This is a genomic window from Neobacillus sp. Fa239 (assembly GCF_055395235.1).
In genome coordinates this window covers 3,115,739-3,128,772 of sequence record NZ_AP041611.1, presented here as the reverse complement: position 1 = coordinate 3,128,772, position 13,034 = coordinate 3,115,739, and the positions used below count along the sequence as shown (strand labels likewise).

The following is a 13,034-nucleotide window of genomic DNA, read 5'->3' as shown; positions in this document are numbered from 1 at the left end:
ACTCCTTGTTTTGTTTAAATGTTATACTCATTTTAAAAACGAATTGTCCTTGAAGAAAGTGACAGAATTGCATTTTTTAAAAGGGACAGAAGGAGGGGAATCTATGGAAGTAACACCATTTATAAAAAAAGAACAAGATCGTCCACTATACTTGCAGCTTTACTATTATTTCCGCGACGAGATAGAATGCGGACGATTAGCTGCAGGAACGAAACTCCCGTCGATCAGACAGCTATCACAAACGATTAATATTAGTAAAAACACCGTAGATATGGCTTATCAGCAGCTTGTAGCAGAAGGATATATAGAGGGGAGAGAAAAGAAAGGGCTCTTTGTTTTGAAATTGGAGGATTTTTCATTTGGCAAAAGGAATGGAAACCAACTAGTATCTGATAACGCCCAGCATGACTCACAGCAAGATCAGGCATTCATTGATTTTCAATATGGTGATATTGAACTGGAGCGTTTTCCTCATAGGGTTTGGAAAAAATGTTTGGTAGAGTCTTTAGATTGTCCAAGCCAAAAAATATTTTCATATGGTGATAAAAATGGCCATTCCGGTCTTCGGAGGGAAATCGCCCAGTACCTTCATCAAGCACGTGGGGTCCAGTGTGTTTCTGATCAAGTTATTCTTACGGCAGGAACACAAACAGCGATTCAATTGATATGCCAATTGCTTGCATTAAGAGATCAAAATGTTGCCATGGAGAATCCTGGATATGACGGCGTTCGCCATGTTTTTGAGAATCTGCAATGTCAATTAAGGCCCATTCCTCTTGATGAGGATGGAATCAATATCGAGGAACTGGAGAACAGTTCAGCCGTATGTGCTTATGTAACTCCTTCCCATCAGTTTCCAATTGGAATGGTTTTACCGATCCAAAAACGGATTAAACTTTTGCAATGGGCACAGCAAAACTCGAGCTACATTATTGAAGATGATTATGATGGGGAATTTCGTTATCAAGGTCAGCCGATTCCGTCTTTAAAATCATTAGACACCAATGGAAAAGTCATTTATTTAGGCACGTTTTCAAAAGCATTTCTTCCAGCTGCAAGAGTCAGTTACCTTGTCCTGCCGATGGAGCTTATGGAACGATTTCAAACAAAATTATTTTTTTATAATCAAACCGTTTCTCCTCTCATTCAGGAAGCGCTTTATCAGTTTATGAAGAATGGACATTTCAGCAGGCATATTCGAAAAATGAGAAAGATTTATCAATCCAAACAAAAAGCGCTTTTAGAAGCCATTGAAAATTATTTAGGTAACCGGGTAAAGGTAATTGGGCAAAAGGCCGGACTCCATCTCCTCCTGGAATGGACCGGGGGCGATTCAAGAGAATTAGTAAAAAAAGGGGAAGAAGCAGGAGTTAAAATCTATCTGACAGAAAAGTATTGGTTCAACGATTCTCCAAAGGGCAAACAGCCTATTATAATTGGATATGGCGGATTAACAGAGGAGCAAATACATTTAGGGATCCAAAGATTGGCAAATGTTTTAAATGCTTGTCATAAATAAAGTTATAACCTCTAAGTTAATAGTTTAAACAAGAAAAATGCTTGTACATATACTATTCAAAACTAGTTGAGGAGGTGTTTGTTTGTCTCATAAACAGGAATGTGTTAATATTGGTACCATTTCTGGCGGAATTGTAAACTTTGGTGGCGCTAAAATTATTTCACCCATAACCATATCAAAAACCACAACTGGATCCGGATCAGAAAATACAGGAGAGAATATTATCACCAAATCAGGTCGAAGCACTACAGATCAAGCGATCGTTTCTGATATTTTAAACAAAATAAAAACGATGCTTTAATTAGCATCGTTTTTTTCTATGAAAAAAGGACTCTACTTATAGTAGAATCCCCCGTAATATTTTAGTTATTTGCTGCTTCAAAGCGGATAGCTTGGATGTTTTTGCAACTTACAACAATTACGGATCCTGGTTCAGTTTCTGAATCACAGAAGTAAGCACAGCAAGTTTTTTTGTTGAAGTTAACGAATGTTACATCTTCAAGAACTGTGCCACCTTTTAGAAATACATCTAGAACTGTACCTGTTTGAATTTTTTTGAGTTGTCTGCAAGAACACCCGCTGCATCTATTGCTGCAAGAGCTGCTAGATTTATTATTGTTGTTATTATTATTGTTTGCCATTAACCGACACTCCTTTGAGTTGTTTAATTATTATTTACAATTACAAGATATGTCGGTAATAAAAAAGTGTTTGGACAATCAGTCTATTTTTAAAAAATTTTTAAAAAATCTTCTTTTCCTTTGGAAAAAAGAAATAGACCGCTGTTTAATAAGCGGTCTAAAGGGTATTCGCTGTGTAGCGTAAATTCATGATATTAATCTAGTAATTCTCTATACTGCACTTTGCCTATTACTCTTTGAAACTTGATTTTGTTTCGTAGGCGTTAATATATTAAGGACAATATTTAGGATAATCGCCGTTAGACTTCCGGAGACAATTCCGCTGTTGGTAAGAATTTTAATGCTTTCGGGCAGATGGGCAAAAAGGTTAGGCACAGTGGTTACACCTAATCCCATCGCGATAGAACAGGCAATGATTAATAAATTTTCCTGAGAGGCAAAATCAACTTTACTTAGCATTTTAATCCCAGCTGAAATAACCATTCCAAACATGGCAATCATCGCTCCGCCAAGAACAGATGTTGGGATTACCGTTGTCATAGCGGCAATTTTCGGTACAAAACCAAGGAAAATAAGGATCCCGCCCATTGTATAGATTACATTTTTACTTTTCACACCGGAGAAATGTACAAGTCCAACATTTTGAGAGTAGGTTGTATAGGGAAAAGAATTAAACAACGCTCCAAGAATGCTGGCTAAGCCTTCTGCACGATATCCTTTTACTAAATCATCTTGTGTCAGTTTTCTTCCTGTGATATCACTAAGAGCAAAATAGACTCCCGTTGATTCAACAAGGCTGACAATGGCGACAAGCGTCATCGTAATGATTGGAGCAAGCTCAAATGACGGTGTGGCAAAATGTAAGGGGTTGACCATATGAAACCAGGAAGCTTGACCAACTGCGGAAAAATTCACTTTTCCCATCAAAGCTGCTGCAATTGTTCCAGCTATTAAACCAAGTAAAATAGAAATGGAGCGTACAAATCCTTTTGAGAACCGGTAAAGGATAATAATAAAAAGCAAGGTTCCAAAGGCAAGCGAGATATTGGATACGGATCCAAAGTCAGGACTTCCTTGTCCACCAGCGACATTGTTCATGGCAACGGGAATGAGGGTTAATCCAATAATCGTCACAACGGATCCAGTGACTACTGGGGGAAAGAATTGAATAAGTTTACCGAAAAATTTTGCAATTAGAATAACGATAAGTCCGGAAATCAGAATGGACCCATAGATCGTAGAAAGTCCATACTGGCCGCCAATGGCAATGATGGGGCCGACGGCTGTAAAGGTACATCCAAGGACGATCGGAAGGCCGATTCCAAAATAGCGATTTTGCCAGACTTGCAAGAGTGTCGCAATTCCACTCGTAAGAATATCGAGGGATACTAAATAGGTTAATTGCTGACCGGAAAAGTGAAGAGCCCCGCCAATGATGAGAGGGACAATCACAGCTCCCGCATACATGGCTAGCACATGCTGAATACCAAGAGAAGCAATTTTAAAAGGATTTTGTTTCATTAGACTAACTCCTCCGTTTTTTCATTGATAAATGACACCATTCCATTTGACAGTGAAGCAATCCTTGCCAGTGACTCCACTCTGTATCCAAGATTTCTCAATTGCTTGCCTCCAGGCTGAAACGACTTTTCGATGACGATGCCAATACCAGCAACCTCCGCATTAGCTTGATGTACCAATTCTACTAACGCAATTGCCGCTTGACCGTTAGCAAGAAAGTCGTCAATGATTAAAACACGATCATGTTCGTTTACATATTTATTAGAAATGGAAATTTCATTTGTTTCTTTTTTTGTAAAGGAATGAACACTTGCCGTTAATAAATCATCAACCAATGTTAATGATTTTCGCTTTCTAGCAAAAATGACTGGGACATTCATTTGTAAACCAGCCATAACAGCAGGAGCAATTCCTGAGGATTCGATGGTTACGATTTTGGTAATTCCAGCTTCCGCAAAACGGGCGGCAAATTCTTTCCCGATTTCAAGCATTAAGGCCGGGTCCACTTGATGGTTCAAAAAAGAATCCACTTTTAAAATTTGGTCTGAAATGACTTTTCCGTCAGCGATAATCTTTTCTTGTAGTAATTTCATTTCAATATTCCCCCTTGAAAAAAATAAAAGCCCAAACGCCATAGCCCACATCAAACTTTTGAGTGAGGTAATGGCCTTTGGGCTTTTTGTCCGAAAGGAATAAGAAGAATTAACTTAAATATATAGAGTCATTCTTATTACCCACTCATAGTCAGATTGTTAACGGCAATCTGGTAGAAACTTGCAGGCCATATTCCTGCGATTATATGAGTGAAACCTTATTAATTTATTCACATTATAACGACTGAATTGGAGGAAAATCAATTCTTTTTTTGTTAAAAACGAATATTTAATTAATTTTGACTTTCATTGTTCGTTTCTTGAAAGCGATTTAAAGATTGTCATGGCACGATGAAACCATGATTGAATAATCATTCAGTTTCTTGTACGATATTATAAAGTGATTTTATTCTGAAAATTCCAAATTTGGGAGTGAAGAAAAATGATGAATTCAATTCCTGAAGCCTGGTGGAGTCAACTACGATTACCCGTCATCTCAGCACCAATGTTTTTAGTCTCTGGTCCGGAATTAGTGAAAAATTGCTGTTTAAACGGGGTCATCGGATCTTTTCCTGCGCCAAATGCTAGACCCATCGAAGTGCTCGATCAATGGATGGGAGAGCTGAACAAAGAATTGGCGGCCGAAAAAGGAAAGAATCCAAATCGAAAAATTGCTCCTTGGGCGATGAATATGGTGGTGCATAGCTCCTACAGCCGTCTGCAGGATGAACTTCAATTAATTACCAAGCACAAACCTCAGCTCGTGATCACGTCATTAGGCAGTCCAAAACGAGTCGTGGAGATTGTTCATGAATACGGCGGGCTGGTTTTCTCGGATGTTAGTGATGTAAAATTTGCGCGAAAAGCTGTGGAAGCAGGTGTCGATGGACTTATTTTAGTGGCCAGTGGGGCAGGCGGTCATGCAGGACAAATCAATGGCTTTGCGTTTATTGATATGGTGCGGTCATTTTGGGATGGAATTGTGGTCCTCGCTGGTGCCATTTCAACAGGAAAAGGAATCCTGGCCGCACAGGCTGCAGGCGCAGATCTTGCTTATATCGGCACAAGGTTTATTGTGGCGACTGAAAGTATGGCTCAAGATGAGTACAGGCAAATGCTTGTTGAATCCACACAGGAGGATATCATTTTAACGGATGCCTTTTCTGGGGTAAAAGCCAATATGCTGATTCCGAGCATAAAGAAAGCGGGTCTTGACCCGGACCTATTGGCGAAAAAAACTCAAGTGGACTTCAATGATCTGCAACAAGAAACAAATACAAAAGTTTGGCGGGATATCTGGTCCGCCGGTCATGGCGTCGGAGCCATCGACCGAATTGAATCCGCGTCGGAAATTATTGACCGTTTAGAGACAGAATACAAGCACTCGCTTAACATACTTAATAACAATGCAGCGAGATTAAGGAAAGTAAATATATAAACAAGAAAGGATGACCCTTAGGGAGTCATCCTTTTTGGTTCTTCTTATTCACCATTCTTACCACTTTGTAGCCAGGCTTTAATTTAATTTTTTGCGTTCCTTTATCGGTTACCACTTGGTACATGGTAAATTTCCTCGGTACATGCTCCAAGAGATCAATTTTTTTAATAGGATCATGACGAAAATATTTGTGAATCTTTCTTGTTTGTTTTTCATGTTTTTCACCAAAAAGCAAATCATATACAAATATAAACAGGTAGACAAACACACCGCCAATAAGGACTGTATAAATTAAGGAATAGACAAAAGACATGTAAGACATCCTTTCGAAAGGGACTGGGATTATTTATTCATTATACCTTTTTTCTATCCGGAAGAAAGTTAATCCATTTTTTGAAAAATTAACATTAAAAGATCCTATAAGGCATTGGACATTCTAAAAAATAAGTATAAAAATATTTTTAAAATTTGTCCTCTAGATATGAACAAATCCAAAAAAATATGTTAAAGTATTAAACGGGAATGCTTTTATATCAGCGTTAATCAGCTGAAATAATGTCCATATACGACGGACAGTTGTATTCCGGATAACGACATGATGAATGAAGGGGGACTCGAAATGTCCAGTCATATTTTGGAGCAATTTTTACATGAAAACCTTGAAGATTTAAAAGGAAAAGGCCTTTATAATGTGATAGATCCGTTAGAAAGCCCGAATGGTCCAATGATTACGATCAACGGCAAGCAATTAGTGAACCTTTCTTCAAACAATTATTTGGGTCTCGCAACCGATGAACGCTTGAAAAAAGCAGCAAGCGAAGCGATTGAACAATATGGCGTGGGGGCAGGGGCAGTTCGGACCATTAACGGTACTTTAAAGCTCCATGTCGAATTAGAAGAAAAGCTGGCAGAATTTAAACATACTGAAGCGGCCATTGCCTACCAATCCGGTTTCAATTGTAACATGGCGGCGATTTCAGCTGTTATGGATAAAAACGATGCGATCTTATCGGATGAATTAAACCATGCTTCTATTATTGATGGCTGCCGTTTATCAAAAGCAAAAATTATCCGTGTCAACCATTCTGATATGGAAGATTTACGGGCAAAAGCAAAGGAAGCAAAGGAATCAGGACTTTACAATAAAATCATGGTTATTACAGACGGTGTATTTTCCATGGATGGAGACGTTGCGCTGTTACCTGAAATCGTCAAAATCGCCGAAGAATTTGATTTGATTACATATGTCGACGATGCGCATGGCTCAGGCGTTCTAGGTGATGGTGCCGGAACCGTTAAACATTTCGGACTTTCCGATAAAATTGATTTCCAAATTGGAACACTTTCAAAGGCAATCGGCGTTGTCGGCGGCTATGTTGCAGGAAGGAAAAATCTGATTGATTGGTTGAAGGTCCGCAGCCGTCCGTTCTTATTTTCAACATCCTTAACTCCTGCTGATGTGGCGGCAAGTAAGAAGTCCATTGAAATTTTGATGGAAAGCACAGAACTTAACCAAAAGCTTTGGGAAAACGGCAACTATTTGAAAAAAGGATTAAAGGAATTAGGTTTCAATATTGGAAACAGTGAAACACCGATTACGCCTTGTATCATTGGGGAAGAAACGACCGCTCAACAATTTAGTAAACGCTTAAATGAAGAGGGAGTTTATGCGAAAGCAATTGTATTCCCAACCGTTCCAAAAGGTACTGGCCGAGTACGGAATATGCCAACAGCTGCCCATACAAAGGAAATGCTTGATCAAGCCATTGCCATTTATGAAAAAGTCGGTAAGGAAATGGGAATTATTTCATAACATATAAAATCTACAAACATGAAGAGGACGGAGAAGAAATGAAACGCATTTTAATCACAGGTGCCTTAGGGCAAATTGGTTCAGAGCTTACGATGAAGTTAAGAGAAACTTATGGTACTGATAATGTCATCGCAACCGATATTAAAAAGACATCAGGTGCTGCGGTCGAAAGCGGACCATTTGAACTATTGGATGTAACCGATGGCAAAAGAATGGTTGAAATCGCCAAAAAATATAAAGTAGATACCGTGATGCATTTAGCTGCTCTGTTATCCGCTACAGCTGAAGCAAAACCTGTTTTTGCCTGGAATTTAAATATGGGCGGTCTATTAAATGCGCTGGAAACGGCTAGAGAAGTCAATGGCCAATTTTTCACGCCTAGCTCGATTGGTGCCTTTGGACCAACTACACCAAAGGATCAAACACCACAGGATACGATTATGCGCCCAACAACCATGTACGGGGTAAACAAAGTAGCCGGGGAATTATTAGCTGATTACTATTTCCACAAGTTTGGTGTTGATACACGCGGAGTAAGATTCCCAGGGTTAATTTCCTATGTGACCTTACCAGGCGGCGGAACCACAGACTATGCCGTTGAAATTTACTATGAAGCCGTTAAAAATGGCCGATATACTTCTTATATTGGTAAAGGCACTTACATGGATATGATGTATATGCCGGATGCTCTTAATGCCATCATCGATTTAATGGAAGCAGACGCAAGCAAATTGATTCACCGGAATGCTTTCAACATTACGGCAATGAGCTTTGAGCCTGATCAAATTGCTCGAGAAATTGCCAAACATATCCCGAATTTTAAAATGAGCTATGATGTGGACCCTGTTCGCCAAGAAATTGCTGAAAGCTGGCCAAACTCCATAGATGCAACAGCGGCAAAAGAAGAATGGGGCTTTAAATACGATTACGATTTAGCAAAAATGACGACAGATATGTTAGAAAAATTACGTCAGCAAATTTTAAAAATTTCATAAGCAAAAAACAGCGAAGCATTACGATGCTTCGCTGTTATTTTTTCACATAAATTAGTTTCTCTTTTTTCTCTTTGACACGGCCGATGATGGAAGCAATGGATAACCCCTGTGCATGAAGTTTTTCTATGTAGGTTATGGCTTCTTCCTCGCTCATGGATACGAAAAGCCCGCCGGAAGTAATGGCATCACATAGGACGAGCTGTTCTTCAGGCAGAATCTCCTGATATTCAACATCATCACTCAACCATTTATGATTCGATTTCGAACCACCTGGAACGATTCCATCTCTGGCTAATTCCACTGCTCCTTCCAAAATCGGGACTTGAGAGAAGGAAATTTCGAAACTAACCTCGCTGCCGCGAGCCATTTCACTGCCATGGCCCAGCAAGCCAAATCCGGTTATATCTGTGACAGCATGAGGATGAAACTCTGTTAAAACTTTAGCCGCTGTTTTATTCAGCATGGCCATCGTTTCGGTCACAGTTTGCTCTTGCAGAGGGGATACGGCACTTCTTTTGATCCCGGTAGTTAGAATTCCGACACCAATCGGTTTTGTTATGACAAGTACATCACCAGGTTCGGCTCCAACATTTCTCCACACTTTATCCGGATGAACGATTCCTGTAACGGAAAGACCAAATTTTGGCTCTTGATCATCTATGGAATGTCCTCCTACTGTTAAGGCACCTGCTTCTTTAACCTTATCTGCAGCGCCGCGTAAAATATCAGAGAGCATATCAGGTCCCAGCTTCTTGATCGGGTAGCCGACAATATTCAGAGCAGTTTTTGGCTCACCACCCATGGCATAAACATCGCTAAGGGCATTGGCCGCAGCAATTTGTCCAAACATATACGGGTCATCCACGATCGGCGTAAAATAATCTATTGTTTGAATAAGGGCAATACTATCTGTTAAGCGATACACGCCCGCATCATCTGATGTTTCATGTCCCACCAGCAATTCGGGAACAGGGTCTTGTTTTGGTAAATGACGCAAAACTTGCGCCAGGTCCTCAGGACCGATTTTACAGCCTCAACCAGCTTTTGTTGATAAAGAAGTCAGGCGAATTTTCTCTTGATCACTCATCATGTCCACCTCCACTTTTATAGTATAACTCTTTTAAAAAAAATGCACATGAATCGAGCTAAATATTTGCGGTAGTTTATATGATGGGGTAGAATATTTTTACTATCTTGATGTAACAAAATAGGAGGGTCAAAATGAAAAATTACCAGGTAATCGTTGAATTTTGCATGCAATGAAACTATGCACCAAAAGCCGCGAGTTTCGCGGAAGAGCTATTTACACATTTTAATCGCTATATAACCAAAATGGAGCTAATCCCTGCATCCGGCGGTGTTTTTGAAGTAACCGTAAATGGGCAAAAAATCTACTCCAAAGATGAAACCGGTCTTTTTCCAGATACAGATGAAGTAATCAAACAAATGGAAGCGCTTTAAAAAAGAGGATTGAAAACCCTCTTTTTTTATTTACCGTATTAATATTATGTAAACTGATATTAAAAAAGAAGGCGAATGCTGATTTTTCACAACTGTTGATAGGAGCGGAGGGCGCTCGACTCCTGCGGGATGAAGAGGTCACGGGAGACCCCGCAGGCGCCTAAAGCGCTGAGGAGGCTCCCGGACCTCCCCGCGGAAAGCGAGCGCCCGGAGCGGAAATCAACCACTCTTCTAGGGCAGAGTAATAAAGCGATTTTTACCTAAGCCTTTATCTGTTTTAGAAATAAATACCTCTACAATTCCATTTGAAAAAAAAGCTGTTATTTTTTGTCTAATAATTGAAAAGGGGAAGTCAATCGTTCGAACTCTTTTTTGGCAGGGTACATTCCTCAGCTGTTTTTGGGCAGTAATAATCAGCTTTTTGTCCTCAGCTTTCACGGTAATATCCGCTGAATGGTAATCTTCTAGCACGGCTTCAACAATCCAGTCCTTTTCCGTTTCATATAGATCTATTCGAAATTGTGTTACATCGCAATACGATGTAAGCGGATCAAGGAAATAGTTCTCCAACCATTTATCCACTTGATTCACATCAACGGACGACTCCTCATCCTTTTTTCGGTTCATGTCAATTCCCCCTTGCACGGTTCATTTTATTCACCTCAACGTGAAATGTGAAACATGTTATAATAGGTATTAAGTAGTAAGAATGAAGGAGTTTTTTATGTGAAAGACAATTTGCGCGCCATTCCTGCTGTCCATGAGTTGCAAAAACATGAACAGTTTCTCACTCTGCTTGAAAAGAATCATATAGACTCTCTTCAAGTAACAAAATCATTAAAAGACGTCCTAGAACAGATTAGGGAGAAAATTAAACAAGACACCTGGCCAGGTGCCAGACCCGGCACAACAGAGTTTATTGAAGATATCTTTACGATGCTTTCAGGAAAAATTGAAAAGCAATTTTCATATACCTTAAAACAAGTCATCAACGCAACAGGTACCATTTTACATACAAATCTCGGAAGAGCAAGATTAAGTGACAGCGCGATAAAGCATGTGGTCGAAACGGTCCGGTACTACTCTAATTTAGAGTATAGACTGGAAGAAGGAGAACGGGGGTCCAGACACAGTCATGTTGAAGCCCTTTTACAGGAAATCACCGGTGCAGAAGCGGCGATGGTCGTCAATAATAATGCTGCGGCAGTCTATCTTGTTTTGCGAACGCTCGCTGAAAATAAAGAAGTCATTGTCTCACGAGGGCAGCTAGTTGAAATCGGTGGATCGTTTCGGATTTCATCGATAATGGAAGAGAGTGGAGCGAAACTTGTGGAGGTCGGCACAACGAACAAGACTCATCTTCATGATTATGAGAATGCCGTAACGCCCGAAACCGCCATTATGATGAAAGTTCACACAAGCAATTTTAAAGTGATAGGGTTTACTAAATCAGTCGAAACAGAGGACCTAGTTGCATTAACCAGAAAACTTGATCAAGTTATTTATTATGAAGACCTGGGAAGCGGAGCACTTTTCGATTTCCGGAGCCATGGAATTGGTGAAGAACCCGTTGTAAAAGAAGTCATCGAAAGGGGTGCTGATCTAGTTAGCTTTAGTGGAGACAAGCTTCTCGGCGGGCCGCAAGCCGGAATTATTGCCGGCAAAAAAGCGATCATTGACCAGTTGAAAAGGCACCAGCTAGCCAGGGTGGTGCGGGTCGATAAAATGACTCTTGCGGCACTGGAGGGTACGTTGATTGATTATGTTCGAGGAGAAAATGGACTTCAAGGTATTCCTGCCATTCGAGATCTTTTAGTTTCTGATACTCAATTAGACGAACGGGCAAAGAATTTTGTTTCCCGACTTCTTAGGGAGACAAGCAAATTTTCTGCAAAAATTTTTCCTGGAACCAGTCAGGTTGGCGGAGGAACGATGCCGGATGTGGAGCTCCCAACAATGGTCATTTCATTAAGGCACCGTTGTTTAACAGCTGAACAGCTTGCTAAAAAGCTGCGAATCGAAGCAAAGCCTGCAGTGGTCGGGCGGATTCAAAAGGACGAATTCATCCTTGACCTAAGGACGGTCACTCCCGAAGAAGAAGTTCAGTTAATGGAGGCATTGATAAAAGTTGACCCCTCTTAATAGAAGAGGGGCTTTTTTTTATGTTTATATCCCTTAATCTGCGGAATTATTTGCGAAACCCGCGGAATTACTATCCAAATTTGCGGAATTATTTCAAAATCCTGCGGAATTATCATTATGATTCGAGGAATTATTTCAAAATCCCACTGAATCATCATCCAATCCGAAAGAATGACCCGAATTCCAGTTTACATATCATGATGCGAATTATGTTTTGCCCGGGTATGGTTGCGATTTTTTACTTTATGGGAGCCGCTCATCGGTTCCGGCTGACCAGATTGCTTCGTGGCATTTTTACGCATATCTTTACCATCATTTTTGTTGACCATTTTCATCCCTCCTCATTAGTTAGGATGCAGTGCCGGCGACTTTTTATGCTGAATATTTTTTCGTGTTCTGTGCAATTTAACGGTATACAAAATGAAGGAGTGAGACTATTCATGCAAAAAAATCCTTACCATAAGAATAAACAGCAAGCATTCCAAGCAGCACAGCAAGGATATGAAAATGCCCAAGGGCTTTTTTATGATATTGTAAATGATAGCGCCAGTTACGGCCATCAGCTTAAACATTTAAAAGATGAGGTCAACGAAGCGTATCAGCAAATCGAAAACGCCTTAGAAGTCGCTTCAGAGCATCAGCGCACGCAACTGGAACGATTCCAGCAGGATCTTCAAAATATGGTGACAGAAGTAAATCAAACGGAATAGAAAAAGCAGGGGTAAATCTCCTGCTTTTACTGATTTTTCTTCCGTTTCTTATTATTCATTCTTTCTTTTTCTGTCATTGGTTCATTTGCAATTTCTTCACTAAATCCGCCGCCGAGGCCCTGGGATTTAGCAGCATTGGCGCCAGGTATGACATGAGTTGATTTTCGTTTGGCCATTCCATTCACCTCCTAATAAAGTTAA

At 40.1% G+C, this 13,034-nt stretch carries 15 protein-coding genes, 1 pseudogene and 1 riboswitch; of the genes and pseudogenes, 8 read left to right on the top strand and 8 right to left on the bottom strand.

Going from position 1 to position 13,034, the window contains the following annotated elements; all coding sequences use genetic code 11:
- Positions 1 to 103: 103 nt before the first annotated feature.
- Together pdxR and ACZ5XR_RS15160 are read left to right on the top strand one after the other, a co-directional pair.
- The gene (gene pdxR / locus ACZ5XR_RS15165; RefSeq protein WP_464497119.1) at positions 104 to 1,519 is read left to right on the top strand and encodes a MocR-like pyridoxine biosynthesis transcription factor PdxR; all 1,416 of its coding nucleotides are present in this window, start codon (positions 104 to 106) and stop codon (positions 1,517 to 1,519) included.
- A gap of 82 nt (positions 1,520 to 1,601) precedes the next feature.
- Positions 1,602 to 1,820 (top strand): spore germination protein, encoded by a 219-nt coding sequence (locus ACZ5XR_RS15160; RefSeq protein WP_464497118.1) that lies wholly within the window; start codon positions 1,602 to 1,604, stop codon positions 1,818 to 1,820.
- Between the two features lie 61 nt (positions 1,821 to 1,881).
- Here ACZ5XR_RS15160 and ACZ5XR_RS15155 read toward each other — a convergent pair whose 3' ends face one another.
- From ACZ5XR_RS15155 to ACZ5XR_RS15145, 3 genes are all read right to left on the bottom strand, one after another.
- A complete protein-coding gene (locus tag ACZ5XR_RS15155) occupies positions 1,882 to 2,160 on the bottom strand; it encodes a hydrolase (protein ID WP_464497117.1) in 279 nt (92 codons plus the stop codon).
- A 210-nt stretch (positions 2,161 to 2,370) separates the two neighbouring features.
- Positions 2,371 to 3,681 carry a nucleobase:cation symporter-2 family protein gene (locus ACZ5XR_RS15150; RefSeq protein ID WP_464497116.1) on the bottom strand — a complete coding sequence of 437 codons (1,311 nt, stop codon included), beginning with the start codon at positions 3,679 to 3,681 and terminating at the stop codon, positions 2,371 to 2,373.
- Positions 3,681 to 4,274, bottom strand: a complete 594-nt coding sequence (locus tag ACZ5XR_RS15145) for a xanthine phosphoribosyltransferase (protein ID WP_464497115.1) — start codon at positions 4,272 to 4,274, stop codon at positions 3,681 to 3,683. The genes ACZ5XR_RS15150 and ACZ5XR_RS15145 overlap by 1 nt, the downstream gene beginning before the upstream one ends.
- Positions 4,275 to 4,402: 128 nt before the next feature.
- Positions 4,403 to 4,504: riboswitch (purine riboswitch) on the bottom strand.
- 212 nt (positions 4,505 to 4,716) lie between these two features.
- On the opposite strand from ACZ5XR_RS15145, the gene ACZ5XR_RS15140 reads away from it, so the two are divergent.
- Positions 4,717 to 5,712 carry an NAD(P)H-dependent flavin oxidoreductase gene (locus ACZ5XR_RS15140; RefSeq protein ID WP_464497113.1) on the top strand — a complete coding sequence of 332 codons (996 nt, stop codon included), beginning with the start codon at positions 4,717 to 4,719 and terminating at the stop codon, positions 5,710 to 5,712.
- A 25-nt stretch (positions 5,713 to 5,737) separates the two neighbouring features.
- Here ACZ5XR_RS15140 and ACZ5XR_RS15135 read toward each other — a convergent pair whose 3' ends face one another.
- Positions 5,738 to 6,025 (bottom strand): hypothetical protein, encoded by a 288-nt coding sequence (locus ACZ5XR_RS15135; protein ID WP_464497112.1) that lies wholly within the window; start codon positions 6,023 to 6,025, stop codon positions 5,738 to 5,740.
- 306 nt (positions 6,026 to 6,331) lie between these two features.
- Here ACZ5XR_RS15135 and ACZ5XR_RS15130 point away from each other — a divergent pair, with 306 nt between their 5' ends.
- Positions 6,332 to 7,525 carry a glycine C-acetyltransferase gene (locus ACZ5XR_RS15130; RefSeq protein ID WP_464497111.1) on the top strand — a complete coding sequence of 398 codons (1,194 nt, stop codon included), beginning with the start codon at positions 6,332 to 6,334 and terminating at the stop codon, positions 7,523 to 7,525.
- Positions 7,526 to 7,563: 38 nt separating this feature from the next.
- A complete protein-coding gene (locus tag ACZ5XR_RS15125) occupies positions 7,564 to 8,520 on the top strand; it encodes an L-threonine 3-dehydrogenase (protein ID WP_464497109.1) in 957 nt (318 codons plus the stop codon).
- 34 nt (positions 8,521 to 8,554) lie between these two features.
- Here the strand turns inward: ACZ5XR_RS15125 and selD are convergent, their stop codons facing one another.
- Positions 8,555 to 9,607, bottom strand: coding sequence for a selenide, water dikinase SelD (gene selD / locus ACZ5XR_RS15120; RefSeq protein ID WP_464502333.1), 1,053 nt, complete (start codon positions 9,605 to 9,607; stop codon positions 8,555 to 8,557).
- Between the two features lie 188 nt (positions 9,608 to 9,795).
- Here selD and ACZ5XR_RS15115 point away from each other — a divergent pair.
- Positions 9,796 to 9,981 (top strand): annotated as a pseudogene (locus tag ACZ5XR_RS15115) (Rdx family protein); the annotation flags it as partial.
- A gap of 231 nt (positions 9,982 to 10,212) precedes the next feature.
- Here the strand turns inward: ACZ5XR_RS15115 and ACZ5XR_RS15110 are convergent.
- A complete protein-coding gene (locus tag ACZ5XR_RS15110; protein ID WP_464497108.1) occupies positions 10,213 to 10,608 on the bottom strand; it encodes an Hsp20/alpha crystallin family protein in 396 nt (131 codons plus the stop codon).
- Between the two features lie 99 nt (positions 10,609 to 10,707).
- Between ACZ5XR_RS15110 and selA the strand changes: the two genes are divergently transcribed.
- Entirely contained in the window at positions 10,708 to 12,123 is a 1,416-nt protein-coding gene (gene selA, locus ACZ5XR_RS15105; protein ID WP_464497106.1) for an L-seryl-tRNA(Sec) selenium transferase, read from the top strand.
- Positions 12,124 to 12,311: 188 nt separating this feature from the next.
- Here the strand turns inward: selA and ACZ5XR_RS15100 are convergent, their stop codons facing one another.
- A complete protein-coding gene (locus ACZ5XR_RS15100) occupies positions 12,312 to 12,452 on the bottom strand; it encodes a small acid-soluble spore protein P (RefSeq protein WP_198313209.1) in 141 nt (46 codons plus the stop codon).
- A 111-nt stretch (positions 12,453 to 12,563) separates the two neighbouring features.
- On the opposite strand from ACZ5XR_RS15100, the gene ACZ5XR_RS15095 reads away from it, so the two are divergent.
- Positions 12,564 to 12,833 carry a hypothetical protein gene (locus ACZ5XR_RS15095; RefSeq protein WP_464497105.1) on the top strand — a complete coding sequence of 90 codons (270 nt, stop codon included), beginning with the start codon at positions 12,564 to 12,566 and terminating at the stop codon, positions 12,831 to 12,833.
- A gap of 26 nt (positions 12,834 to 12,859) precedes the next feature.
- Here ACZ5XR_RS15095 and sspO read toward each other — a convergent pair whose 3' ends face one another.
- Positions 12,860 to 13,009: a small acid-soluble spore protein O gene (gene sspO, locus ACZ5XR_RS15090; protein WP_464497104.1), complete on the bottom strand. Its 150-nt coding sequence runs from the start codon at positions 13,007 to 13,009 to the stop codon at positions 12,860 to 12,862.
- Positions 13,010 to 13,034: the final 25 nt, after the last annotated feature.